This window comes from Chryseobacterium sp. YR221 (assembly GCF_900176315.1).
Classification (GTDB): domain Bacteria; phylum Bacteroidota; class Bacteroidia; order Flavobacteriales; family Weeksellaceae; genus Chryseobacterium; species Chryseobacterium rhizosphaerae.
This window is the reverse complement of the sequence record NZ_FWXM01000003.1, coordinates 90826-116058: the sequence shown is the minus strand read 5'-3', so window position 1 is coordinate 116058 and position 25233 is coordinate 90826. Positions and strand designations below refer to the sequence as shown.

General features: G+C 36.5%; 24 protein-coding genes. 16 read left to right on the top strand and 8 right to left on the bottom strand.

Annotated elements, in window-relative coordinates:
- Positions 1-126: 126 nt before the first annotated feature.
- From mltG to pnuC, 4 genes are all read right to left on the bottom strand, one after another.
- Positions 127-1152, bottom strand: coding sequence for an endolytic transglycosylase MltG (gene mltG, locus B8967_RS09790; RefSeq protein ID WP_084085966.1), 1026 nt, complete (start codon positions 1150-1152; stop codon positions 127-129).
- A 31-nt stretch (positions 1153-1183) separates the two neighbouring features.
- Entirely contained in the window at positions 1184-1951 is a 768-nt protein-coding gene (gene dapF, locus B8967_RS09785) for a diaminopimelate epimerase (protein WP_084085965.1), read from the bottom strand.
- Positions 1952-2056: 105 nt separating this feature from the next.
- Positions 2057-2734, bottom strand: a complete 678-nt coding sequence (locus B8967_RS09780) for a hypothetical protein (RefSeq protein ID WP_084085964.1) — start codon at positions 2732-2734, stop codon at positions 2057-2059.
- Positions 2735-2738: 4 nt separating this feature from the next.
- The gene (pnuC, locus tag B8967_RS09775) at positions 2739-3398 is read right to left on the bottom strand and encodes a nicotinamide riboside transporter PnuC (protein WP_084085963.1); all 660 of its coding nucleotides are present in this window, start codon (positions 3396-3398) and stop codon (positions 2739-2741) included.
- 166 nt (positions 3399-3564) lie between these two features.
- Between pnuC and B8967_RS09770 the strand changes: the two genes are divergently transcribed.
- The 3 genes from B8967_RS09770 (at position 3565) to hemN (ending at position 7759) form a co-directional block, all read left to right on the top strand.
- A complete protein-coding gene (locus B8967_RS09770) occupies positions 3565-5082 on the top strand; it encodes an amino acid permease (RefSeq protein ID WP_047485261.1) in 1518 nt (505 codons plus the stop codon).
- Positions 5083-5121: 39 nt separating this feature from the next.
- A complete protein-coding gene (locus B8967_RS09765) occupies positions 5122-6135 on the top strand; it encodes a WD40/YVTN/BNR-like repeat-containing protein (protein ID WP_084085962.1) in 1014 nt (337 codons plus the stop codon).
- A gap of 265 nt (positions 6136-6400) precedes the next feature.
- Positions 6401-7759, top strand: coding sequence for an oxygen-independent coproporphyrinogen III oxidase (hemN, locus tag B8967_RS09760; protein WP_047485257.1), 1359 nt, complete (start codon positions 6401-6403; stop codon positions 7757-7759).
- Positions 7760-7916: 157 nt separating this feature from the next.
- On the opposite strand, the gene B8967_RS09755 is transcribed toward hemN, so the two are convergent.
- Positions 7917-9281, bottom strand: a complete 1365-nt coding sequence (locus B8967_RS09755) for a PQQ-dependent sugar dehydrogenase (RefSeq protein ID WP_084085961.1) — start codon at positions 9279-9281, stop codon at positions 7917-7919.
- 216 nt (positions 9282-9497) lie between these two features.
- On the opposite strand from B8967_RS09755, the gene secD reads away from it, so the two are divergent.
- The 8 genes from secD (at position 9498) to B8967_RS09715 (ending at position 19135) form a co-directional block, all read left to right on the top strand.
- Positions 9498-12392, top strand: a complete 2895-nt coding sequence (secD, locus tag B8967_RS09750) for a protein translocase subunit SecD (RefSeq protein ID WP_084085960.1) — start codon at positions 9498-9500, stop codon at positions 12390-12392.
- Positions 12393-12759: 367 nt separating this feature from the next.
- The gene (locus B8967_RS09745; RefSeq protein ID WP_047485251.1) at positions 12760-13332 is read left to right on the top strand and encodes a hypothetical protein; all 573 of its coding nucleotides are present in this window, start codon (positions 12760-12762) and stop codon (positions 13330-13332) included.
- Between the two features lie 86 nt (positions 13333-13418).
- Positions 13419-14684 carry a hypothetical protein gene (locus B8967_RS09740; protein WP_143330498.1) on the top strand — a complete coding sequence of 422 codons (1266 nt, stop codon included), beginning with the start codon at positions 13419-13421 and terminating at the stop codon, positions 14682-14684.
- A 224-nt stretch (positions 14685-14908) separates the two neighbouring features.
- Positions 14909-16129: a TCR/Tet family MFS transporter gene (locus tag B8967_RS09735; protein WP_047485247.1), complete on the top strand. Its 1221-nt coding sequence runs from the start codon at positions 14909-14911 to the stop codon at positions 16127-16129.
- Positions 16130-16182: 53 nt separating this feature from the next.
- A complete protein-coding gene (locus B8967_RS09730; protein WP_084085958.1) occupies positions 16183-17085 on the top strand; it encodes a helix-turn-helix domain-containing protein in 903 nt (300 codons plus the stop codon).
- Between the two features lie 72 nt (positions 17086-17157).
- The gene (locus B8967_RS09725; protein WP_228406110.1) at positions 17158-17814 is read left to right on the top strand and encodes a hypothetical protein; all 657 of its coding nucleotides are present in this window, start codon (positions 17158-17160) and stop codon (positions 17812-17814) included.
- A 43-nt stretch (positions 17815-17857) separates the two neighbouring features.
- Positions 17858-18316 (top strand): DoxX family protein, encoded by a 459-nt coding sequence (locus B8967_RS09720; protein WP_084085957.1) that lies wholly within the window; start codon positions 17858-17860, stop codon positions 18314-18316.
- A gap of 15 nt (positions 18317-18331) precedes the next feature.
- Complete coding sequence (locus tag B8967_RS09715) at positions 18332-19135, top strand: arylamine N-acetyltransferase family protein (RefSeq protein ID WP_179140052.1); 804 nt, start codon at positions 18332-18334, stop codon at positions 19133-19135.
- A 98-nt stretch (positions 19136-19233) separates the two neighbouring features.
- On the opposite strand, the gene B8967_RS09710 is transcribed toward B8967_RS09715, so the two are convergent.
- Complete coding sequence (locus B8967_RS09710) at positions 19234-20178, bottom strand: hypothetical protein (RefSeq protein WP_084085955.1); 945 nt, start codon at positions 20176-20178, stop codon at positions 19234-19236.
- A gap of 330 nt (positions 20179-20508) precedes the next feature.
- On the opposite strand from B8967_RS09710, the gene B8967_RS09705 reads away from it, so the two are divergent.
- From B8967_RS09705 to B8967_RS09690, 4 genes are all read left to right on the top strand, one after another.
- Entirely contained in the window at positions 20509-20844 is a 336-nt protein-coding gene (locus B8967_RS09705) for a Sec-independent protein translocase subunit TatA/TatB (RefSeq protein WP_047485241.1), read from the top strand.
- Between the two features lie 3 nt (positions 20845-20847).
- The gene (locus B8967_RS09700) at positions 20848-21414 is read left to right on the top strand and encodes a phosphatase PAP2 family protein (RefSeq protein WP_047485239.1); all 567 of its coding nucleotides are present in this window, start codon (positions 20848-20850) and stop codon (positions 21412-21414) included.
- Positions 21411-22226, top strand: a complete 816-nt coding sequence (locus B8967_RS09695; RefSeq protein ID WP_084085954.1) for a tetratricopeptide repeat protein — start codon at positions 21411-21413, stop codon at positions 22224-22226. Before B8967_RS09700 ends, B8967_RS09695 begins: the two co-directional genes overlap by 4 nt.
- Positions 22227-22342: 116 nt before the next feature.
- Positions 22343-22798, top strand: coding sequence for a tRNA (cytidine(34)-2'-O)-methyltransferase (locus tag B8967_RS09690; RefSeq protein ID WP_047485234.1), 456 nt, complete (start codon positions 22343-22345; stop codon positions 22796-22798).
- Between the two features lie 78 nt (positions 22799-22876).
- Here the strand turns inward: B8967_RS09690 and B8967_RS09685 are convergent, their stop codons facing one another.
- Positions 22877-23350, bottom strand: coding sequence for a 23S rRNA (pseudouridine(1915)-N(3))-methyltransferase RlmH (locus B8967_RS09685; RefSeq protein WP_084085953.1), 474 nt, complete (start codon positions 23348-23350; stop codon positions 22877-22879).
- Positions 23351-23551: 201 nt separating this feature from the next.
- Positions 23552-24538: a GlxA family transcriptional regulator gene (locus B8967_RS09680; RefSeq protein ID WP_084085952.1), complete on the bottom strand. Its 987-nt coding sequence runs from the start codon at positions 24536-24538 to the stop codon at positions 23552-23554.
- A gap of 119 nt (positions 24539-24657) precedes the next feature.
- Here B8967_RS09680 and B8967_RS09675 point away from each other — a divergent pair, with 119 nt between their 5' ends.
- Positions 24658-25107, top strand: a complete 450-nt coding sequence (locus tag B8967_RS09675) for a DUF1569 domain-containing protein (RefSeq protein WP_084085951.1) — start codon at positions 24658-24660, stop codon at positions 25105-25107.
- Positions 25108-25233: the final 126 nt, after the last annotated feature.

The window sequence follows — 25233 nt, the reverse complement described above, 5'->3', positions numbered from 1 at the left end:
TTTTTGTATAAAATCATGAGGGGATACCCTTAACAGTATAGGTTTTCAGATTGTTCTGATTATCATACCGTTATGATTCGTTTATTAATTTTTTACTGTATAAAGTTTTTTAAGTGCTTGCTAAGCCTATTTTATATTTTTTGAATTAAGCCAATCCTGATAGGCTTTTGCATTTACAGCATGCTCTTCTGCACTTGCCGTAAACTTGTGATATCCAAATTTTGCAGGATCAGCACACATAAATATATAATTATTGTTTTCTGCATTTAAAACAGCATCTACAGAATTCTTATCCACCACACAGATTGGCCCTGGAGGAATACCCGCATTCGCATAGGTATTGTACGGAGAAGGAGTTGATAAATGCTTATATAAAACCCTTTTAATAGATTCCTTAAAATTAGTTTGCTTGTTGATGGCGTAGATTACCGTAGGATCAGACTGAAGTTTCATTCCTTTTCGGTAACGGTTCAGATACAATCCCGCTATCGTTTTCATTTCATCCTTTTTCCCTCCGGATTCTTTATACACAATAGACGCCAGTGCATAGATCTGATCTCTTGTTAAACCGGACTGCTGTTCCTTGTTTTTTCTTTCACTGGTCCAGAATTCATTATACTGATCTTCAAATTTTGCAAAAAACTCTCTCGGGCTTACCGTCCAGAAGAAGTTATAAGTATCTATGAAAAAATATTTTTTTAAGTCTTCAACATTTTTGTAGCCTTTTTCCTGTGAAATCCCGTCAAGATCTTTTACAAAATGTAAAGAATCCAATTCTGTTTTTTTAGTCACTTTGCCGATCATCTGGTACATATCTCCAAAATCTCCGATTCTGAAAGAATTGGCTGTTTGATTACCCGCTTTAATCATATTCACAAGATCAGAGTTTCCTTTGCCCTCCTCGATATGATAACGCCCGGCTTTAAAGGCTGTAGTAAGACCTTTATCTTTAGCCACTGCTTCAAAAGATTCTTTATCTTTTATATAGGGAGCTATAGAGTCCATGATCTGTTTGAAATCCGCTTTATGAGGAATCAATACATACCCGTCTTTTTCTACGTTATTTCCGAAGTACTTATTATAAAATCTCAATCCAAAAAATCCTGCGATTACAAAAACCAGCAGAATGACAATGAGAATAGCTTTTTTCATTCTTATACTATTGATTAAAAGTTTATGGTTTCTAAAGTATGTCTATTTTGCCTTTAAAAACTTGCTTTGCAGGACCCTCCAGCCAAATGCTTTGAAAAGAATCTCCATTTTTTTCAGCATATACCTTCAGATTTCCTCCTAAAGTTTTAACTTTTACAGAAGTTAGATTGTCTTTTTGTAAAAAAGTTAAAGCGGAAGCTGTAACTCCTGTTCCGCAACTGTAAGTTTCATCCTCAACGCCTCGTTCATAGGTTCTTACAAAAATTTCATTATCAGAAATTTTTTCTACAAAGTTGACATTAATCCCATTTTCTTTATAATTTTCGGAATTTCTGATCCCATTTCCTTCTGCATACACCTTATAATTTGCTAAATCTTCTACATATTTTACATAATGAGGAGAACCGGTATTAAGAACAGAATCATTACCGTCATGAGAAATGGTATTTACATCAATCATTTTCAGCTTAACAATCCCGTTGTGGATTTCCGCTTCATGCTCACCGTCTATAGCAATAAACCTACATTTATCTTCAAAAATATCCAGGAAAAAAGCAAATGCCACCAAACATCTTCCTCCGTTTCCACACATCGTGCTTTCTCCACCATCAGAATTATAGTATACCATTTTGAAATCATAATGATCATCGTTTTCCAATAAGATTAGGCCGTCTGCACCAATTCCGAAACGTCTGTCACATAGCTTTTCAATATTTTTTTTATTTTTAGGAAACTGAAGGTCACGGTTATCTACCATCACAAAATCATTTCCTGTTCCCTGATATTTATAAAATTCCATAACTTTTTATCTAAATTAAAGAAGCAAAATTAATATATTTAAAATGAAAAACGAACAGTGTTAACTGTTCGTTTCCTTATTTATAATCGTTTTATCTAACCGTTTTTATCTAAACCCTCCGGTGTTCTGTCTGTTTGTGCTTCCTGAGTTATTTGAACTGCCAGAGCTGCTACTGGAACTTCCTCTGAATCCTCCACTGTTTGAAGAGGGTTGAGGGGTTGTATTACTTTCTGAACTTCTGAATCCACCACTATTTGAGCTTCTTTGAGGAGCCTGATAAGTGCTGTTCTGGTTTCTGAATCCGCCGCTATTATTGGTGTTTTGACTTCCCTGATTATTCTGGTTGCTGTTATTTCTAAAACCTCCACTGCTTTGGTTTCTGTTACCCTGGTTATTTTGAGAACCATTGTTGTTTCTGAAACCATTGTTATTGTTATTATTACGATCGTAATAAGGTTCTCCTCTGAATCCGGTATTCGGTCTAGTAGAGTTATTATCTGATCTCCTTTCTACATATACTTTTCTTCTTGAGTTATTAGCGTTATAGTAATAGTAAGGAACACCATTGTCGTAATAATAATTAACATTGTCTCTGTAATAATATCCATCATTACCATAATATCCACCATTCCCATAATATCCGGATGGTGCATAATAATATCCATTGTTATAATATGGATCACCATAACCGCCATTATTGGCATATCCGTCTGAGTATGCTAAACAAGATGTTAAACTGGCAAATGCAACAATACTGGCTGCTATTTTTAATAAATTTTTCATGACTTTATTGTACTTTTTTCTCTTTAAAACTTTTTTTCCAACTAAGGTATCCTAAGATAGCCATTATAGTAAATACCAAATATTGAACCGAAGTGATGCCAAGTCCCTTAAAAATCATCATAGGCATGCAAATAAAATCTCCGATAATCCAGAAAATCCAGTTCTCAATGCGCTGTTTGGCCATAAACCACATTCCTACTAAAAATATAGAAGTGGTAAAAATATCCAGCCAATTTGCCCAATCTAAATGATATAATCCAAGACCACCCTCCAAATTGTCAATATAGGGTTTGTAATAATAAATAAGAATAACCAATGCAAAACTCAGGATGAAAAGAATCCCTGCATAAATCCATTCCTTTTTTGTTGCCCAGGTAACATCCACATGAACATGGTCTTTGGAATTTTTAGACCATAAGATCCATCCGTACACACTCATTATGGTATAATATACGTTAATCAGGCAGTCTCCCAATAATCCGAAATTAAAAAGAATATATACATAAATCAACGTGGAAATAATGCCGGTAGGGTATACCCAGATATTTTTTTTGATAGAAAAATAAACGCTTAAAGTGCCGAAAATAGCTCCTGAAGACTCCAGTAAAATCTGTGCTGCTGTATAATTTTCATAGGGTTTGACGAAAAGGTCATAGATATTCATGCGATCAAAAATAAACAAAATTTAACACTTGATAAAATACTTTGAATAATGTGTCGGTCAGGTTTTTAGATTTTTTTATTTAAAATAAATGACGAAAGTTTGTCAATAAACATGAGAGTCCGTAAAATTTTTATATTTTCGTAAATCCTTAATAAATAAAAAAAACATGTCTAAAATTTGGGTTAAGAAGCCGCTAAGTGCCTATGAGGCAGATATGAAGAAAAGTGAGCTGAAAAAAGTCCTTGGAAAATGGAGTTTAACAGCAATTGGAGTAGGTGCTATCATTGGTGGTGGAATCTTTGTTCTTACCGGAACCGGAGCTTATTATCACGCAGGGCCGGCACTGGCAATCTCTTTCATTATAGCAGGTATTGCCTGTGTTTTTGCAGCATTATGCTATGCGGAATTTGCATCCATTATTCCTGTTGAAGGTTCTGCCTACGCCTATGCCTACGGAACGGTAGGGGAAATTTTTGCATGGGCAATGGGCTGGTGTCTTATCCTGGAGTATGCCATGGCAAGTATGGCCGTTTCTGTGAGTTGGTCCGGATACTTTACCAAATTTTTGAAAATTTTTGGAGTTCACCTGCCGGGATATCTTACTTCAGATCCCGCGAGTTATACAGGAGATGGTTTTTCAATGAACCTGCCTGCCTTCATTCTTGTTTTACTGATTACAGCCCTGCTGGTAAAAGGAACCAAGGAAGCTGCCGGAGCGAATAACCTAATTGTACTTATGAAGACTTCTGCGGTTATTTTCGTAATCATTGCAGGGGTTTATATTATCTTCTCTAATACAGATCTTTACAATGCTGTAGATGGAGTGAAAAACTGGAATCCTTTTATCCCTGATCAGATAAAAATTAAAAATTCTGAAGGCGATCTGGTTTCTGCCTATGGTATTAAAGGAATTATTTCCGGAGCAGCAGCTATCTTCTTTGCTTATATTGGTTTCGATGCTGTTTCTACACAGGCAGGGGAGGCTATTAATCCTAAAAAAGATGTGCCTTTCGCTATTATTGCTTCACTATTGGTGTGTACTGCATTATATATTTGTGTATCTCTTGTATTGACAGGGATGATGCATTATACAGACTTTAACCCTGAAGGAAAATATCCTGATGCGATCAAAGCACCGGTGGCATATGCTTTTGAAATTGCCGGAAAACACTGGGCAAGTAATGTAGTAACGATTGCCGCTACAGTAGGTTTGATCTCTGTAGTAATGGTAATGATGATGGGACAGTCCAGAATCTTTATCGGAATGGCAAAAGACGGTTTGATTCCTAGATTTTTCGGAGAGCTTCACCCAAAAACAAAAACTCCTTATAAAGGAATTATCCTGTTAGGAATCATAGTAGCGCTTATCGCAGCATTTACCCCAATTTCAACATTGGCAGATATGACCAGTTTCGGAACTCTGTTTGCATTTACATTGGTATGTATTGCGGTTTGGGTGATGAGAAAAAAAGAACCGGATTTGATCAGGCCTTTCAAAGTTCCGGCTTATAAAATCGTTGTGGCATTAGGAGTATTTATCAATATATATTTAATATTCAACTTAAGTGCTCATGCATTGGAACTTTCTGCTGTATGGCTTTTCTTAGGAGGTGTGGTATATTTCAGTTATGGAAAATCAAACAGTAAACTGAACAATCCTGAAAAATATAAAAACGTAGATTAATTTAATATAGAACCGCTTCGGCGGTTTTTTTTATAGCATATGAAAAAGATCTTCTCTATTCTATTTCTTTCCGTAGGAATTTGTGCATTTTCTCAGCAGGTGGAAAGCATGGAAACTATTTTTAATGACAAAATAAGCATCAGAGCTCTTGAGCTGTATGATCATAAGATTTGGTACAGTGGTACAGATTCTAAGTTTGGGTTTGTAGACATACAAGATCCAAAGAACCAAAAACAGATTATATTATCAGAAGATAAACTTGAGTTCAGAACCCTGGCACAGGATAAAGCCGCTTTTTATGCCATTAATATTGGAAGTCCTGCTCATTTCTTTACCATTGATAAAAAAGATTTAAAATCACAGGTTGTTTTTACTGATACTACAAAAACGGCATTCTACGATGCACTGCACTTTGTAAATGAAAAACTGGCATACACATTTAGTGATGCCGATAAAGATCATGGATTAAAATTGGCAATATATAAGGATGGAAAATGGGGTATGCTTAAAAATGCAGTCACACTGCATGAAGGAGAAGCAGCTTTTGCAGCCAGTAATACCAATATCTCTTCTACTAAAAACTTTGTATGGATTGCAACAGGAGGTAAGGCCTCACGAATTTTAAGACTGAACCTGAAAAATGAAAAGTTTGAAGTTTTCAATACTCCGTTTATCCAGGGAGAATCTTCGAATGGAATGTATTCCATAGATTTCAGTGATGATCATTTCGGAATTGCAGTAGGAGGGGATTATACAAAGCAGGAGGCGAATGTCAATAATATTGCTACCACGAATAATGGCGGTAAAACCTGGCAGATTCAGGCATCCGGGCAGAATGCAGGATATACTACCTGCGTGAAAATTAAGCCGGGTTCAAAAGGAAAAGAAATCATCGCAGTAGGAGATCAGCATATCAGTTATTCCTCAGATTTTGGAAAAACATGGAAAAAGATCTCTGATGAAAAAGGTTTTTTTGTCTGTCAATGGATCGATAAAAATCATATTGTTTTTGCTGGAAAAAACAGAATTGCAGTGATGACATTGAAGGGGTAAAAGATGTAAGATCAACGGTAATAAAATGTTGAAGATATAAAAACAGGAGATACATCCTGTTGGGAAATGGATATATCTAAAAAACAAATAGTATATATAGAATTTATCATTAGTAAGGAAAGGCCTTACAGACAGTATTTAGACTCATTATAAAATAGAACCTAATATATTTCATAGGTCAAAATTCATAACTAATGGTTAATTTTGTAGAATGAAGTTTTAAGACCATTAAATTTCATGACCTTATAAAATTTTAATTTTCGAAATGAACTCTTTAATAGATAAGTATAATATTCCCGGACCACGTTACACCTCTTATCCTACAGTTCCATATTGGGATGAAACTACATTCTCACCGGAAAAATGGAAAGAAAGCGTAATCAGGTCCTTTCATGAAAGTAATGCAGAGGAGGGGATTTCTATTTATATCCATTTGCCTTTCTGTGAGGCATTGTGTACCTTTTGTGCATGCCATAAACGTATTACAAAACAACATAGTGTTGAAATTCCTTACCTGGAAAGTGTATTAAAAGAATGGAATCTTTACCTTGCTCTTTTCAATGAAAGACCTAAGCTGAAAGAATTACACCTGGGAGGAGGTACACCTACGTTTTTCTCGCCTGAAAATTTGAAAACCCTTCTGGAAGGGATTTTTGAAACAGTAGATATTGCTGAACATCCTGAATTTTCTTTTGAAGGACACCCGAATAATACCACGAAGGAACACCTTCAGACGTTGTATAATCTAGGCTTTAGAAGAGTAAGTTTCGGAGTTCAGGATTACGATCCTAAAGTGCAGAAAGCGATCAATAGAATTCAGCCTTTTGAAAATGTAAAAAATGTTACAGAATGGGCTAAAGAAATTGGTTACAGAGGAATCAGCCATGATTTGGTTTTTGGGCTTCCGCATCAAAACTGGGAAGCGATGGAACATACCATAAGAAAAACAATGGAGCTGAAACCGGACAGGCTTGCATTTTACTCATATGCACACGTTCCATGGGTAAAAGGAGTAGGTCAGAGAGGGTTCGATGAAAATGACTTGCCTAGTGGAGAAGAAAAGCGAAGATTATATGAAGACGGTAAAAAGCTGCTTCAGGACTTAGGCTATATTGAAGTGGGAATGGATCATTTTTCTCTTGAACATGATGATCTCTACCAGTCTTTAATTCATAAAAAACTCCACAGAAATTTCATGGGTTACACTTCAAGCAATACACAGCTGATGGTAGGACTTGGAATGTCTGCAATTTCAGATTCATGGTATGCTTTCGGGCAGAATGTGAAAACGGTGGAAGATTATCAGAAATCTGTAGAAGAAGGAGAGATTCCTGTGGTGAAAGGCCATGTTCTGGATGAGGAAGATCTGAAGGTAAGAAGACATATCCTCAACCTGATGTGCCAGCTTGAAACTACTTTCCATACTCATAACTCTTTCCCGGAACTTGAAAATGCATTGGAAATGCTGAAGGAAATGGAAAAAGACGGATTGGTTGAAATCAATGGTCATGAAGTTAAAATTACGGAGGCCGGAAGAGCATTCACAAGAAATGTTGCAATGGTTTTTGACCTTAGGATGATGAGAAATAAACCTGAAACGAGAATTTTCTCGATGACGATATAAAATAAAAAGCGGTTCAGTTTTGAGCCGCTTTTTTTATGTATTTAAAATTTTAGTTGACATACTTTTTCATGAATTTTTTATTCAGCTGATATGAATATTTTGCGGCATATTACGTTAAAAAGTAATAGCTGGTAGCGTGTGTTAAAATACTATTCCATTATTTAATAATTAATTTCTGACTATAGGAATTCAGGTTTCCTGATTTTAGATTGATGAAATAAACTCCGGCAGGTAGGGCGGAAATATCCATACTTTTGCCATTGATAACTTCATCAGTTTCCCAAATTTTCCGGCCTTCTGTACTCATGATTTCTGCGCTTACTTTTTTGCCTCCAATGCCATTGATGAAGATTTCTTTGGATGCAGGATTAGGATAGATACTTATTTTGCCTAAAGCAGTGCCTTCCTGTACACCTAAAGTTCCCGTTGAAATTTTAAAAATTTTGCCACTGGTGACGGCTGCTACATAAAGCTCTTTTTGAGAATCCTGCCCGAAAGTGGAAAAATTATTCCCACTGTAAGCAGAAGACCATGTGATAGCATTATTGGTATCCAGGATACCGATTTGTGTAGAGCAGTAATCAGCGAAGAAATATTTGCCCTGAAGAGAGGGGTATTGGGATCCCCTGTAAATATACCCTCCGGTAATGGAGCATTTCCCCCCGGAATGATCATAAACCGCAACAGGGAATGTCATGGTGCCAATACCTGGACATCCTGCGGTATTATAAGCTGTATTTCCTTCGTAGCAACGCCATCCGTAATTAAGTCCGGCCTGGGTGATGGAAGTTCTGTTGATTTCCTCAAAAGCTCCCTGGCCCACATCAGCAATGAGTACATTTCCACTGGTTAGGTCAAAAGAAAATTTCCAGGCATTTCGGAGCCCATACGCCCATATCTCATCGGCTCCGTCGCTACCCACGAACGGATTGTCAGAAGGAATATTATAAGGCCCTGTAGCGTCTACATCAATTCTCAGCATTTTTCCCAACAGTGAATTTTTATTTTGGGCATTATTCTGCGGATCTCCACCACTTCCTCCATCTCCGGTGATGATCCAGAGTTTTCCGTCCGGAGCAAAATGTATGCTTCCTCCGTTATGGTTTTCGAAAGGTTTGGGAATATTCAGTAAGATTTTTTCAGAGTTGGGATCGGCAATGTTGGGATCTGTTGAACTTACCTTGTACCTTGCTACAATAATATTTCCAGCAGGATTATTATAATAAACAAAAAAATAGCCATTGCTGGAATATTGGGGATGGAATGCAAGTCCTAAAAGACCTCTTTCTCCGCCGAAAACAATCTTTGAAGCGATATTCAGAAAAGGGGTAGCATTAATAACTCCCGTAGGCTGGATAATTTTAATAATACCATTCTGCTGTACCACGAAGAGACGGCTGTCATTAGCGTTTGTAATCTCTACCGGGCTGGTAAGTCCGGTAGCAAATTCTTCCAAATTAATACTTTGAGAATTAACGAATAAGGAAGAAAGCATACTGATCATAAATAGTAACTTTTTCATAATATTTTGATAGTTAGTGTGTTGATAAATGAATGAAAATTTTATACCATTCAAAATTTGAAAACTTCATTAAGATACCATGAAAAAATTGTTAAATCTTAAATAGAAGTCGAAATACCAATATATCTGAAAATAAACCATTTCTGTTGTTAAAAATTCATAAAATACAAGAAAATCATTATATTTGCCGACTTAATTTAACGTAGTTATAACAAAATGCAAGGAAAAGGACTTATTACAATTGTTGCTATTGTCCTGGGGTTGATTTGCTTAAACGAGCTATTACCAACCTGGTACGCCAGCAAAATTGAATCGCAGATCGAAGCTGCGAAAGGAAACGAGAAAGAGATCAAACGAATCAAGGAAGATACTCTTAATCTTGGGTATACAAAGCTTTATTATTCAAAAGCTAAAGACAAGGAGATGAAGCTTGGTCTTGACTTAAAAGGAGGGATCAACGTTCTTTTGGAAATTAACCAAAGAGATCTGGTAAATGATTTAACTAATTATTCTACCAATCCTATTCTTATTGAGGCTTTAAACAAGACTGATGAAGTTCAGAAAAGCTCTACAAAATCTTACATCGACAACTTTTTTGAGCAGTTCGATGCAATCAACAAAGCGAAGGGGTCAAACCTGAAGCTTGCAGATCCGGATCTTTTCGGAAATACAAACTTATCTGAAATCAAGTATAACACTACTGATGAGCAGGTAAGAAGTATTGTAAAGAGAAGAGTTGATCTTTCTGTAGGTACAGCTTTCGAAGTAATCAGAACGAGAATAGATAAGCTTGGAGCTATCCAGCCAAATGTTCAGAGAGTACCTGGTACTGCTAGAATTTCTGTAGAAATGCCTGGTATGAAGGATATTGACAAGGTGAAGAAAATGCTTCAGACTTCTGCAAAACTTCAGTTCTGGGAAGTACAGCAGGTTCCTGAAATTGCGCCTTATTTCCAGACTTTGACAACTATGATTGCTGCAAAAGGAGATTCTATGGGAGTTGCAAAGAATGTAAACTTCATGAAACTTATACAGCTTGACAAATTAAGAAGTAATGGTGTTGCTAATGTGAAGTTATCTGATACTGCCGTTGTTAATAAAATTTTAAACAGCAAAGTAGGACAGGCTTTACGCCCTGCAAACATTAAATATACACAGTTCATGTGGGGTTACAAACCTGAAGCTACAAGTCCGGACGATTTGGTATTGTATGCAATCAGAAGTAACATCAATCAAAAAGCTCCGGTAGACGGTGCTGTAGAAACTGCAAGCATTAGCTATGACGAACTTGGAAGAGTAGTGGTAGATATGCAGATGGATTCTAAAGGAGCTAAAGAATGGAAAACTTTAACAGAGAAAAACGTAGGGAAGCCGGTTGCGGTAACTCTTGACGGTAGAGTATATACTGCCCCTAATGTGGTAAATGCTATTCCTAACGGTAGAACTCAAATCTCCGGTAACTTCTCTCAGGAAGAAGCTAAAGAATTAGTTGACGTTTTAGGAGCAGGTAAATTGCCAGCTGGTGCTAAAGTAGTTCAGGCTACTCAGGTAGGTCCATCTCTTGGACAGGAATCTATCAACGCCGGTATGATTTCATTTGCTATTGCATTTTTAATTATCATTGTTTATATCATTTTCTATTACGGTGGTGCGGGAGTATATGCTGTAATTGCAATGGTTATTAACCTTTTCTATATTTTCGGAATTATGGATTCCGGAGACTTTACGCTTACCCTTCCTGGTATCGCAGGTATCGTATTGACGATGGCCATGGCAGTGGATACGAACGTAATTATTTACGAAAGAACGAAAGAAGAATTATTTGCCGGTAAGAATATCTTAGAAGCTTATAAAGACGGTTTCAAACACGCATTAAGTGCGATTATTGATGGTCACTCAACTACGTTACTGACCGCTGTTGTGTTATTCTTCTTCGGTACAGGGCCTATCAAAGGATTTGCTTTGACCTTGATGATCGGTATTATTATGACATTGTTTACTTCGGTATTACTTTCAAGAGTAATGATCTTCAGTAGACTAAATAAAGGAAAACACCTTTCTGTATGGACTCCTCCAACGAAAAACTTATTCAGAAATACGTGGATTGATTTCATCGGAAAAAGAAAATACGCATACATTATCTCTGCTGTTTTAACAGTGATCTGTATTGGTTCTATGGTTACCCACGGATTCAAATATGGTATCGACTTTACAGGAGGTAGAAACTATATCGTAAGATTCGATAAAGAGGTTAATGCTAATGATGTTGAAGAAAAATTGGTAAAGATTTTCAAAACTGAAGATGGTAAAAACTCTTCTGTAGAAGCTAAAACTTTCGGAAATGGAAACCAGTTGAAAATTTCTACAGATTACCTTATCGAAGATGAGTCTTTAAAAGCTGACCAGACTATTGAGCAGAAATTATTTGAAGGATTAAAAGGAGATCTTCCTGCTACCCTTACTCTGCAGGATTTTAAATCCGCGGATAAAGACCATGCTGGGATTATTTCATCTGAAAAAGTAGGTCCTACAGTTGCTGACGATATTCAGACACATGGTATTCTTGCCGTTGTTGCTGCTCTTGCAGGTATCTTTATCTATATCTTATTCAGATTTAGAAAATGGCAGTTCTCTTTAGGTGCTGTAGCAGCTCTATTCCACGATGCGGTTATTATTTTAGGAACGTATTCACTACTTCACAAATACATGCCGTTCAATATGGAGATTAACCAGGATTTCATTGCTGCAATCCTTACGGTACTAGGATACTCTATTAATGACACGGTAATTATCTTCGACAGAATTAGAGAATATCTGAGAGAGAAGAAAGCCTTAACATTAGCTGGATTATTTGATGACTCTATTTCAAGTACTTTAGGTAGAACATTCAACACTTCATTTACTACGATTTTGGTAATCTTGGCGATTTTCATTTTCGGTGGTGATAACTTGAGAGGGTTTATGTTTGCGATGTTAATCGGTATTGGATTTGGTACGTATTCATCCATCTTTATTGCATCTGCAATTGCTTATGACTTCCTGAAAAAAGGAAAAGAAGAAGATGTACATGGAAAAAGTACTTCTGAAAAAGAAGTGCTTGCTTCAAAGTAATATAAACTACAATAAATAAGTAAAAGCCTTTCGGAAGAAAGGCTTTTTTTGTTTTCTGTCATTACCTGATGGCTGTACTTAAGACTGCATAACTCAAAATGTCTTTTGTAAGATGCGAATCACTTTTTTGGGAAGATAGAAATGTGTTTTTTGCCATTATTAAAATTTTTTGTAGGAGTTGATTGAAGGTTTGAGTTAATTTTTTAAATGAATAATAGTTAATCTGTTAAAAATATTACTTTATTATTGATGAACACATGTGTGAATTATAAGTTTTTCATGAATTATCGTATTTTGATGAAAATAAATCAAAGTAATGGATTAATGTGTATTAATTTATTATATATTTGTAAAAAACAGAGCAAATATGAAATTCAAAGAATTATTCGTTGCTGCGGCATTAATTGCCAGCAGCACTGCCTTTGCGCAGGTAGGTATTGGGAATGCTAGTCCTGATAAAAGCGCAATGTTAGATGTGACCGGTTCTAATAAAGGAGTATTAATCCCCCGAATTTCTGATCTTACCACAATACCCACTCCCGCGAATGGTTTATTGGTCTATGATCTTAAAAGACAGGCATTAGCTCAGAATATTGGAACACCAGCCAGCCCAAACTGGGTGCCGATCAGTGGAAATATAGTGAAGTTCTTCTATATGCCATCCATCAGTATTGATACCTCTACTATAGGGACAGGAAGAACACTGGATTTGTACCAATTATATAAAACACAGTTTTCTACTCCAAAAGTTGTAAGTGTGGGAGCCCCCACTGCTATTCCTTTTTTCTTGAATGCTTCGGATCTGTATTATTATGTAACAGATTTTGATGGCAATGTTTTACGGAATGTAAGTATTGATGCCAATGGAATATTGCGCTATGATGTAATTGGAACTGCTACCGCATGTTCTTTTGTTAATATTGTATTTGTAATCAAATAATTTTAAGTGACATAACGTCATATGAGCATCCTTACCCAAGGATGAGTATTCTTCCGCGTATAATTAATTGCTTAAAATTATTAATGATGAAAACAAATTCGATATTAGGCTATATTTTTATAGCAATATGCTTTTTTGTGTCTGGCAAAATGGCATCTCAGGAGATGGTTTCCCTTCCGAATGGTGGTTGTGGTAGGCTACTGGATACTAATACTTCCAGTGCAAATAATGGTGGACTTCTATGTTTCAGGTTGGGGAAAGAAGCAGCTAATCCTGCTAATATGACAGATATTGATGTGAACTCTTTTGCTTCTTTAAAGCCGGGTACAGGTGCAGGTCTTTTTTGTAGTATGCATGTAGGCGTAGGAACAACAGGAGCTGATTTTCCTGCTAATAAACCTGTTTATATAGACTTTGCCTCTGATGGATTCAACTTTAATCCCAGTTTTAATGGGGGAAATTTTGTCTTTTATAATAATGGACAGGAAATTTATCGTACAGGAGTTAACGGACATATTTTCTTTGATTTTGGAGATAATCAGGAACGTCGGATTATTAAAGTGATTCCTACGGCAGCGTGGGATGAAGTACGGTTAACATTTGCAGAGGTTATCGGTGTCGGATTTTCATTTAGTCAGATGAGAGTTTATAATATACTGTCTGAGTATTATATAGACCCTATGACCTATTTATCTCAGCCTTCTGATAAAACTGTGGCAGTGGGTGGATCTACCACTATGACTGCGGTTATCAACAACACCCCTACAGATGAAACACCTGAAAATATTACCTACCAATGGCAGGTTCTTAACGGAAGTACATGGACAGATCTGGCGAATGGTACCAATTACAGTAATGTGACTTCGTCAACGCTTGCTATCAATAATGTTCCGGTAGGTTTTAACAATAATCAGTACAGGGTGGTTGCAAAATCAAGTTTTTATACCTGCTCATTCCAGGCTATTTCTACTATAGGAAGGCTTTTTGTTAATTCCGTAAATAATCCGGGAACGATTGCTGCAGATCAGACATTATGTATGGATATCAACAATGATCCTGCGGCATTTACACAGGTTACAGCTGCTCAGGTAACAGGAACTGCCGAATATCAGTGGCAGAGCTCTACAGATAGCATAACATTTGTAAATATTACCAATGCAACTTCTGCAACTTATGATGCGCCACCGGTTACACAGACTACTTATTACCGTCGGGGCGTAAGATCTGTTCTTAATGGAAATGTTACTGCTTATCAGTACACTAATGCAGTTAAGATTACAGTGAAACAGAGCTGCCTGATTAAATGCATTATAACCAACAGAATGACTTATACAAAGCTTAACAGCAATTAATACAATATTCACAACTTTAGAAAAACCTATTTCATGCTGATATTGAAATAGGTTTTTTATTCCCTATTTTCTAAAAAATCTTTAATTTTTTTTCTGATGATTATTAAGATTTATATTAAAAATAAAAGCTTTTTTGGGTACTGATCTATTATTCAGGAGGATATTCTTTAATATAATGAAATTTAGAATCATTATTTTTAAGATTTGATTAATTTTGCAGCATCATGGAAAAATCAAAAAAAAATACAGCGATAAGCTTTATATTTATTACACTACTTATTGATATTACCGGCTGGGGAATCATTATTCCCGTAGTTCCAAAGTTAATTGAGGAGCTTATTCATGCCGATATCAGTGAAGCTGCAAAATATGGAGGCTGGCTGGGATTTGCCTATGCGTTTACACAGTTTATATTTTCTCCGATTGTAGGAAATCTGAGTGATAAATATGGACGTAGACCCATTATTTTGATTTCTCTTTTTGGGTTTGCAGTGGATTATATCTTTCTGGCATTAGCCCCAAGTATCTGGTGGCTGTTTTTAGGGAGGATTATTGCAGGGGTTACAGGAGCTAGTATCACCACTGCCAGTGCCTATATTGCAGATATTTCAACAGATGAAAACAGAGCCAAAAACTTTGGGATGATAGGAGCTGCATTCGGTCTCGGATTTATTATTGGTCCGGTTCTGGGAGGTGTATTAGGGCACTACGGAGCCAGGGTTCCTTTTTATGCGGCGGCAGGTCTATGTCTGCTTAATTTCCTCTACGGCTATTTTATTCTTCCCGAAAGTTTAAGTAAAGATAAAAGAAGAGAATTTGACTGGAAGCGCGCAAATCCTGTGGGTTCATTTAAATTCTTGGGAAAGCATGCTGAAATTTCAGGATTGGTATTTGCATTGATTTTAATTTATATAGCAGGCCATGCTGTACAGAGTAACTGGAGCTTTTTCACCATGTATAAGTTTGACTGGACAGAAAGAATGGTAGGGATTTCCCTGGGGGTAGTAGGATTGTTAGTAGGATTGGTACAGGGAGGTTTAATCAGGTGGACAACCCCAAGGCTGGGAGAAGAGAAAAGTATTTACTATGGATTAGCTTTTTATGCTGTGGGAATGCTTTTATTTGCTTTCGCATCCGAGGGTTGGATGATGTTTGTATTTCTGATTCCATATTGTCTGGGAGGGATCTGCGGTCCCGCTCTGCAATCAGTTATTACAAAGAGTGTTCCGGCTAACGAACAGGGAGAGCTTCAGGGGGCATTGACGAGTCTGATGAGTGCCACTTCAATTATAGGACCTCCGATGATGACCAATCTGTTCTACTTTTTTACTCACGATGAAGCTCCGTTTAAATTTTCCGGAGCACCATTTTTCTTAGCATTTATTTTAATGGCCATCAGTGTAATCGTTACTTATTCTGTTTTTAAGAAAAAAAAGAAAATCTAAAATTTTGTATTTTTAAGAGAAGGCCGGAAGGAATAAATCATTACTTTTAAGATATGAAGCGTATTCCTCAATACAAGCCGGATGAATTTAAACCGATCCTTAATCTGGATTGGGCAGGGAAGACTATGCTGAAAAAAGGGCTGAATGAATTCTTTATAGAGCCCCTTGAGGTTCTTAGTGAAGCAAAGACTCCTTCCCAGCCCCATCGTAAAACAGTAAACGATTTTGTGTTTATTAAAAAAGGATTTCTTGAAAAAATGGTTTGTTCAGATACGTTTGCCGTACAGGAAAATATGATCATCCTTCTTCCCCCGTATAAGATCCGTACCTTTCTTAAAAACACACCGGATGTTGAAGGTTTCTACTGCCATTTTTCCGATGATTTTATTGCAGAAGGCCCCGGCTTGAAATATCTGCAGGATATTCTGAGTTATACAGAGATTAAAAACAATCCTACCCTTTATCTGGATGAGCAGCATGAAGAAAGAATTTACCTGATCCTGCAGCAGATGGAAAGCCTTTATGCAGCCACTGATAATATGGAACTGCTGAGACTGTATCTTTTTACCCTATTGGGAGAGATCCGGCATTTTATAGAAAAGCTTCCGAAGCAGAATCTCTCGGTTAATGAAACCATTGCGTTAAAATTTAGGAGATTGATAACCAGTCAGATTCAGAATTTACACGCTGTAAAAGAATATGCCGATCTGCTTAATGTTTCTCCTAATCATTTGAATAAAACAATAAAAAAAGCAACCGGAAAAACGGCTTCTGAGATTATCACCGAAGCTCTTCTGATGGAGGCAAAGGCTTTACTTTCCCTACCTCAATATACCGTTTCTGAGGTTGCTCTGGTCTTGGGAATAGAAGATGTTTCCTATTTTTCCCGTCTTTTTAAAAAACATACCGGTATCAGTCCGTCAGAATATAGAAAAGGGATTGATTTATCCTACTAATGGATGCATATGTTCTAACCTTATCTTGTTGTATTTAAGAATTTTGTAAGTACAATTATGATGGTTTAGAAAATGAAACAAATATTACTTTTCAGTGTTGGAATAGTACCCTTATTATTTTTTTCTCAAAATAATAAACAAGCTCCCAATCCTCCTGTTGTCTTTGAAGCTTTAGCCGGCAATAAGGGAATTGCTAGCCAGATGACAATCAATAAATGTTTTCAGGAGGTCAGAGGGTTGGGGTTTTTTAGTGCTGCCAATATTTCTTCAAAATGGAATGAAGACCGTTCCAATGATGCGATGATCCAGGCGAATATAACCTTTGAGGTGATTAAAAATTTTCGGGTACTGGGTGGAATGCATTATACTCCTACTACCGGGCTTAGACCCACTGCAGGAATATTATATTCATTAAGTACTCCCGAATTTTTACTTATTGTCAATCCCAGATTTATTGGATTTTCTGAAAAAAGTATAGCAGAAGGGATGATGTTATTGGAATACAAACCTGCAATCAACGAAAACTGGAAAGGGTATTCGCGCGTCCAGGCTCTTTATTCGGAAACTATAAAAGATGGAGGGCACGCCCGAAGTTATCTGATGCTTCGGCTTGGGGTCAGTTATAAACCACTCACTTTTGGATTGGGTGCCAATTGGGATCGCTATGGACCATTGAAGGAAAGTAAACAGAATTTTGGCGTATTTGCTGCGATCAGGCTATTTCATTAACAGTATACATTTTTTACTATAACTATTTTTATTCTTTATTAACATGAAACATTTAATTTTTCAAACGAATAATACCTGGACCGGGACTTTACTAAGATGGACAATAGGTATTGTATTTATTCCTCATGGGCTTCAAAAAACGTTGGGTTTATTTGGAGGAATGGGATGGAGCAAAACAATGGAGCTTTTTACAGAAAATTTACATCTTCCATATGGTGTTGCATGTATCGTAATCTTGGTAGAATTTTTGGGTTCAATATCATTGCTATGGGGTTGGGGAACCAGATTCTGGGCTCTATCATTTATAGGATTGCTTACCGGAATTATGTTTACTTCTCATTTGGATAACGGATTTTTTATGAACTGGTTTGGTACCCAAAAAGGAGAAGGATGTCAGTTTGATATTCTTGCGATTGGAATAGTTGTAACTTTGCTTATTGAAGGAGGAGGGAAATTATCAGTAGACCATTGGATTTCTACTAAAAATACCCTAAAAAAATAATTATAAATGAGTGTCATGGATCAATTAAAATTAGAAAAATACCTGGAAAGAATCCATTTTTCCGAAGCCCCGGAAATGAATATGGAAACACTGAAAAGAATTCATCAGCTACATCCTCAGTACATTCCTTTTGAAAATATTGACCCTTATACCGGAAATATTCCGTCTCTGAATCTGGATGATGTTTTTAATAAATTGGTGACGGAATCAAGAGGAGGCTATTGCTTTGAGCAGAATCTGCTTTTACGTGAAGTGTTGAAATATATAGGATTTGATACCAGGTTGCAACAGGCCAGGGTAGTATGGAAGAGAGAAGAAGATGCCATTGCCGCCAAAACACATTTATTATTGATTGTGAATATGCATGGGCAGGAATATCTTGTAGATTGTGGTTTCGGGATAGTGACTCTTACAGCTCCTTTACTTTTACATAATGAAGAGTCCCAGCAAACCCCGAATGGACAGTTTAAAATCTCAAAAAAAGAAGAGCTATATATTCTTTGGTTTTGGAAAGAAAAATGGCTGCCGGTCTATCGTTTTGCACTGGAATATGTAGAACCTTTAGATTTAGACATTGCCAACTGGTACCTCTCTACCTATCCCGAATCTATGTTTAAGAAAAACCTGGTACTCTCAAAAGTGGATGAAGAGGCAAGATATACTTTTAGCGATCACACATTGAATATCCGAAAGGAAACAAACGAAAAAGAATCAGTAGCCATAGAAAGTGATGAGCAGCTATTTCAGATACTGAAAGATATTTTCGGGTTAAAAGAAAATTCGGTGAAGCTTTTAAAGGAAAAAATAACAAAGGAGTAATTTTACGGGGAAAGAAAAATGATTCTTTAGAGTATAAGAATAAAAGGAAGCCTATAGACTTCCTTTTACTTTTTTAAAAATTTGAATTCTTATGAAAATTAGGGATAAAGTGATTTGGTACCATTGCTTACAATATTACTTCCCAATCCTGAAAAGGATACTGAGAAATTGCTTGCGTTAAAACTTAAAGACCCGGTAGGCGTGCAAAGGCCTAACGCATATTGACACTGTCCATATGCCCCTGTTCTTTTAATAACTTTACTTTCGCTTTTTGCTTTTCCTAAGCTGATGTTCCCCCAGTCACTTACATCAACGTTTGAAACAGTAGAACCGGTATAATAGATGGTAATCTGATATCCTACTTCTCCTCTCTTAGAACCCCAAAGCCAATTGGCAGTCCACCATTGTTTATACCATTTAGAGACAACTTTTGCCGTTGAGCTGTTGGATACCTCAGAATTTCCTCTTGTATCCATCAGTACCAATCCGCCAAAGACATTATCCCAGACAATACCTGAGTCATTATAAAAACATAGCGTCGTAAACTTTCCATGTTTACCATCCCATGATACTTCCAGGACATTAATACCTGCTTTTATCTCATCGGTAGCCATTTCTTTTAATCCTTTCTGAGCAGTGATCAGGTGGTCTCCTGAATATAGATCTCCGATTTTACCAATTTTTACAGAAGAAGGATCGGCTATATTTCCCAACCCAATAATCTGATCCTTATTAGAGATCAGGTTTTGAGAAATTTCAAGACCTTTTTGTGTCGAAATTTTTCCCAGAACATTAATTCCTGTGATCTGCAGATCATTGTTCAGATGTTTTTCAAGATTTTTTTTGGATTCATCAAGCTGAACCTGTACGGCTTGGGGAATTGCTTGTACACCGGGAGTGATTTCCTTCTTAAGATCCGATACAGAAACTTTAGCCTGAGCTGTTTCCTGTTGTGTAATTTCATTGCTTTCATTCTGGCAACTGCCCAGAGCCAGTACTGACAGAACAGCAAGAAATTTAAAGGAAGTTAGTAATTTTTTCATATAAATAGGTATTTAGATTGTGTACAGTAAATGTACTTAAATAAAATATAATTCTCAATTTTTTGAATTAATTATTTGTTAATAGGTTACTTTATGATGAAAAGATTTGAGAATCGGAAATGAGGTATTGCGGAGAGATAGGAGAGTAGAGACGGGAGAGGTTGAGATTAGAGACAAGAGACAAGAGATAGGAGATAAAAGAGTGGGGAAATGCCGGATGCATACTAATTTCAAACTTTAAACGGTAAACTGAGGGTATGAAATCTTAAAATTTGTTTAAAATTTTAAATTACATTAAAGAGATGTTATAATCTTTCGTAATTTTACAGCATGGAATTAAGCATTGGAGAAATGGCACTCATTGCCATTGCAATCGTTGTATTATTCGGACCGGATAAACTTCCTCAGATTGCACGTGATTTAGGATCAGGTGTAAGAAAAATGCGTGGAGCGGTGGAAGATATCAAAACTGAGATTATGAAAGAAACGGATAATCCTGTTTCCGAGATCAAACGTGAAATCGAAAAGGTAAAAGATGCTGCCAAAGATTTCAACCCGGTTAATGATATCAAGAAAGATATTTTAACAGAACCTCTTGCATCTAATGAACCTCCAAAACTAAAACCTTCTGAAGATGAAACTTATGAAGGGCCTGTAAGCAGATAAGGTATGGAGGAGATTATTCAGGAAGATAAAACGGTATTTCTATACCTTAATAATTTGGGAGACCCTTCTTTCGATCAACTCTGGATGCTGATTTCCAGTACCTGGATCTGGGTGCCTCTTTATATTATATTCCTTTATTTTTTGTACAAAAACTATAAACTGAGATCTTTAGTTTTTATCCTGATTTTTTTAGCATTGGGAGCAACGGTTTCTGACCAGCTGGCTAATGTTTTCAAATTTGGGGTTGCCAGGTTGAGGCCTTGTCACGATCCTACGCTGGAACATTCTATGAGGATTGTGAAATGTGGAGGGCAGTATGGATTTTATTCTGCACATGCTTCCAATACCTTCTTTTTAGCGTCTTATCTGGGAATTTTATTAAAAAAGAAAATTAAATGGTTCCCATATGCTATATTTGTATGGGCTATAGTGGTTTCCTACAGCCGAATTTATTTAGGAGTGCATTTTCCGATAGATATTTTGGTGGGGGCGTTTGCTGGTTCTTTATTGGGAGTGATATTTGGTGCACTCGCCAAAAAAGTGATCAACAAACAAAATATAACACCATGAAAAAACCTTTATTACTTTTAGCTTCTATTTGTTTCTCTCTCAATTTCTTTGCTCAGGATAAAAAAATAGCTGAGGAATGCTTTAAAAAAGCAGATTATAAATGTGCTGAGGAGCAATATTCAAAACTAGCTGAAAAGGAACAGATCCAAAAATTTCAATCCGAATATTACAATAATCTGGGAACAGCACAAAGAAGGCTGGGGAAGGCTACAATGGCTTTTAAATCCTATGAATCTGCACTGATTGCAAACCCTATGTCTGCTCCTGTATATGCCAACCTGGCGTCACTACACAGTCAGAAAGGAAATAAAGCAAAAGCGCTGGAGTATGTGGAAAAAGGTCTTCAGGTAGATCCTGAAAATACGGACCTGTATCTGACCCGTTCCAAAATCTATGACAGCCAGGGGAAAAAAGATCTGGCTATTAAAGATCTTAATCAAATTCTGACTTTTGCACCAGATAATATTTTTGCCAAAACGGGATTGGCAAATCTGAAAAAAAATAGCGGTGATCTTGATGGGGCTTTAAAAGATTATAACCAGCTTATTGCTGAAAAGCCGGAATCACTTTTGTATAATGGACGTGCAGATGTTTATCTTAAAATGAAAAAGTACAAAGAATCCCTTACAGATGCCAATAAAGCAATTTCTATTGATCCCAAATTTGCCCAATCTTATGTCACCAAGGCATTGGTTTTATTTGATACTGCCAAACCTAAAGAAGCTTGTGAAAATCTTGATAAAGCAGTAACCTTTGGGTATGAAAAAGCTGTATTGGCAGACTATTACGCTAAATGTATCAGGAAATCATAGTCATTTCAATATAAATTTTCGTTTCCCTATCATGCACTATGATCGGGTTTGATTAATAATTCATCAATAATAAAGTGTACTTCTGAAAAGTGAATGAAGTAGATAAAGAAAAATAAATGTTAAATATTGTTTTAGTAGAACCCGAAATACCTAATAATACAGGGAATATAGGAAGATTATGTGTAGGAACAGAAAGTAAATTACATTTGGTTCATCCTTTTGGATTTGTAATTAATGATAAAAACCTGAAACGTTCAGGATTGGATTATTGGGTGCATCTTGATGTTTCAGAATATGCAGATGTGGATGAATGGGTGAAAAATATTCCGGATCTTTCACGGGTTTTCCTGATGAGTTCGCATGCTGAAAAATCATATTTGGAAACTGATTTCCAGGATGGGGACTGGCTGGTTTTCGGAAAGGAAAGTAAAGGCCTAAGTAAAGAAGTACTGGACCGTTTTGAAAATCATTTAACGATTCCCATGTCAAAATTAATCAGGAGTTTTAATATTGCCAATTCTGTGGCATTTGTAGTAGGGGAGGCTAAAAGACAGATTAACTCAAAAGCATAATATATATACCTGGTAAGGGGTGTCAAATAAGACTGATGGTTGTGGGGAAACTAAAACAGCTTCCTATAATAGACCATTTTAATCATTATGATAGGGCTTTCCCTGCAGGATTTGATCAGCTCTGTAAAGCTGTTCAACAATAAATAACCGGATCATCTGGTGGGTAAATGTCATTTTAGATAATGACATTTTTTCATTGGCCCTGCTGTACATTTCTTCTGAAAAACCATATGCACCACCAATCAGGATATGTACTTTTTTTACAGAAGAGTTCATCCAATTGTCAATTTTCTGAGAAAATTCACGGCTGGTAAACTGTTTTCCTTTTTCATCCAGGATGATAACAAGATCGTTTTTGTCAATATGATTGAAGAATAGCTTAGCCTCTTCTTTTTTTAGAAGATCTGCAGATAAGTTTTTTGCATTTTTGACATCCGGGATTTCTGTAATTTCAAAATTCCAGTGCTTGGGCAGGCGATTGAGATAGTAATTGATCAGGGAAGTAATTTCTTTATCGTCCGTCTTGCCGATACAAAGTAAACTGATTCGCATTATAAGAAGTTTGAGGCCGCAAAGATAAGCCTTTTTAATTTATCAGGACTGATCCATATTTAGACTGTAAGCCCATATGAGCCATCCAACCAATCTTATATTTCCTTTCTCACATCTCAACATCTCCAGTCTCCGATCTCAACATCTCATGTCTCTACTCTCATAGCTCTCATAGCTCTCTGTCTCCAATATTATTCCGCATTAATCCATAACACGGCTTTTATATCTGTTCCTGTAATCTGCAGGGGTTAATCCCGTAACTTTTTTAAACAAGGTCCTGAATGTTTTCAAATCATTATATCCGATACTGTAGGTGACATCAGCAATATTGCCTTCACCGGATTCCAATGCTTTTTTTGCTGCTTCTACTTTTATCCGTTGAATGTATTCTATGGGGTTCAATGTAGTAGCGGTCTTAAACCGTCGGATAAAGTTCCGTTTGCTCATATTCACATGGCGGGCAATGTGCTCAACAGAAATGTCTGTTTTGAATTTTTTTTCGATATAGGTTTGCGCCTGGTGGATTTCATGGTCATTATGAAGACGTTGCCCAGAAAAAACAGTAAAAATGCTTTGAGATGTCCGCCCGTAGTCCAAAGCATAATACTTACTGAGTTCGATGGAGATTTCTTTGCTGCAGTTTTTTTCGATGAAATATAACAGGGCATTTAATGAAGAGAAGCCTCCGCCACCGGTAATGATTGCTTTGGAGTGAGTAACTACATGATCGGGTTTAAAATCTATCTGTGGATACCTCTTTTGTAAATCTTCCATAGCTCCCCAATGTGAGGTGGCTGGCATCCCGTCGAGCAAACCGCACTCTGCCAAAAAATAAGCACCGGTACATAAGCTGATAATTTCGGCTTTTTCCTGATATTTTTCTTTTATCCAGTCAATCAATGCATGGTTTTCTTTAAGCAATACATCTATTAGCTGAAGGTCCATACTTGTTGGAGGAATAATGATAACATCAGTATCAAATTTATCCGATATTGTTTTTGTACACTGAAATTGTATGGGAAGATTAGATGGTACTGTTTTCTGATGAACTCCAATTAGCTCTATACAAAAAGGAGCAGGCATACCTCTTTTTACCGCAGCTTCATTCGCACTGGACAATAATGCTGCAGTGGTGGATACAGCAGTAGACATGATATGATCATACACTATAATTGAAATATGTTTCATGATATGGAAGCTAGGGATCTTAAAAATAAGCAAATTTTGGCACAAAATCCACTACAGAATGTCATTTTAACGTAGGGACAGTCTGTAACAGCTGGCGTAATTTTACAAAAAGATTGGTTATGAAAACTATATTTAACAAAGCAGAAAGGGAAGAGCTGATTGAAAGGATCAATACACTGAATTCCCATAATACGGCTCAATGGGGTAAAATGAACCTGTATCAGATGATGAAACACTGTACCCGATGGAATGATTGGGTATTGGGAAACGGAGGGTATTCTTATAGGCAGGAGTTTCTGGGGAAGCTGTTTGGAAAAATGGTTTTAAAAGGTATGGTAAAAGATGATAAGCCGATGAAAAAGAATGCTCCAGCCGGTATCTTTACGATCAAAGAACAAAATGGAGATATACAGGATGAGAAAAAGATATGGCTTGCGCAGATGGCTGCTTATGAAAATTTTTCAAATCCGGAATTTATCCATGATTTTTTTGGTAAAATGAAAACAGAGGATATCGGTATTTTTGTGTACAAACATATGGATCATCATTTAAGACAGTTTAATGCCTGATGTTAAAACGTTATTTGAATTATTTTAAAACCTTTTTGTTTGCTTTAAAAAGTATTGCATCAATAACGACGAATATTTCAGGATTTTTATAATTCTTGTCTATCAACCTCAGTTCTATACAATTCA

Bases quoted from the DNA above. Each gene is read 5' to 3' on its own strand.
- B8967_RS09705 (WP_047485241.1), top strand. From the start codon at position 20,509: ATGGAATTAAGCATTGGAGAAATGGCACTCATTGCCATTGCAATCGTT.
- B8967_RS09695 (WP_084085954.1), top strand. From the start codon at position 21,411: ATGAAAAAACCTTTATTACTTTTAGCTTCTATTTGTTTCTCTCTCAAT.
- B8967_RS09755 (WP_084085961.1), bottom strand. From the start codon at position 9,281: ATGAAAAAGTTACTATTTATGATCAGTATGCTTTCTTCCTTATTCGTT.
- B8967_RS09765 (WP_084085962.1), top strand. From the start codon at position 5,122: ATGAAAAAGATCTTCTCTATTCTATTTCTTTCCGTAGGAATTTGTGCA.
- hemN (WP_047485257.1), top strand. From the start codon at position 6,401: ATGAACTCTTTAATAGATAAGTATAATATTCCCGGACCACGTTACACC.
- secD (WP_084085960.1), top strand. From the start codon at position 9,498: ATGCAAGGAAAAGGACTTATTACAATTGTTGCTATTGTCCTGGGGTTG.
- B8967_RS09770 (WP_047485261.1), top strand. From the start codon at position 3,565: ATGTCTAAAATTTGGGTTAAGAAGCCGCTAAGTGCCTATGAGGCAGAT.
- B8967_RS09740 (WP_143330498.1), top strand. From the start codon at position 13,419: ATGAAAACAAATTCGATATTAGGCTATATTTTTATAGCAATATGCTTT.
- B8967_RS09730 (WP_084085958.1), top strand. From the start codon at position 16,183: ATGAAGCGTATTCCTCAATACAAGCCGGATGAATTTAAACCGATCCTT.
- B8967_RS09745 (WP_047485251.1), top strand. From the start codon at position 12,760: ATGAAATTCAAAGAATTATTCGTTGCTGCGGCATTAATTGCCAGCAGC.
- B8967_RS09725 (WP_228406110.1), top strand. From the start codon at position 17,158: ATGAAACAAATATTACTTTTCAGTGTTGGAATAGTACCCTTATTATTT.
- B8967_RS09710 (WP_084085955.1), bottom strand. From the start codon at position 20,178: ATGAAAAAATTACTAACTTCCTTTAAATTTCTTGCTGTTCTGTCAGTA.
- B8967_RS09680 (WP_084085952.1), bottom strand. From the start codon at position 24,538: ATGAAACATATTTCAATTATAGTGTATGATCATATCATGTCTACTGCT.
- B8967_RS09715 (WP_179140052.1), top strand. From the start codon at position 18,332: ATGGATCAATTAAAATTAGAAAAATACCTGGAAAGAATCCATTTTTCC.
- B8967_RS09735 (WP_047485247.1), top strand. From the start codon at position 14,909: ATGGAAAAATCAAAAAAAAATACAGCGATAAGCTTTATATTTATTACA.
- B8967_RS09690 (WP_047485234.1), top strand. From the start codon at position 22,343: ATGTTAAATATTGTTTTAGTAGAACCCGAAATACCTAATAATACAGGG.
- B8967_RS09700 (WP_047485239.1), top strand. From the start codon at position 20,848: ATGGAGGAGATTATTCAGGAAGATAAAACGGTATTTCTATACCTTAAT.
- B8967_RS09685 (WP_084085953.1), bottom strand. From the start codon at position 23,350: ATGCGAATCAGTTTACTTTGTATCGGCAAGACGGACGATAAAGAAATT.
- pnuC (WP_084085963.1), bottom strand. From the start codon at position 3,398: ATGAATATCTATGACCTTTTCGTCAAACCCTATGAAAATTATACAGCA.
- B8967_RS09780 (WP_084085964.1), bottom strand. From the start codon at position 2,734: ATGAAAAATTTATTAAAAATAGCAGCCAGTATTGTTGCATTTGCCAGT.
- B8967_RS09720 (WP_084085957.1), top strand. From the start codon at position 17,858: ATGAAACATTTAATTTTTCAAACGAATAATACCTGGACCGGGACTTTA.
- dapF (WP_084085965.1), bottom strand. From the start codon at position 1,951: ATGGAATTTTATAAATATCAGGGAACAGGAAATGATTTTGTGATGGTA.
- mltG (WP_084085966.1), bottom strand. From the start codon at position 1,152: ATGAAAAAAGCTATTCTCATTGTCATTCTGCTGGTTTTTGTAATCGCA.
- B8967_RS09675 (WP_084085951.1), top strand. From the start codon at position 24,658: ATGAAAACTATATTTAACAAAGCAGAAAGGGAAGAGCTGATTGAAAGG.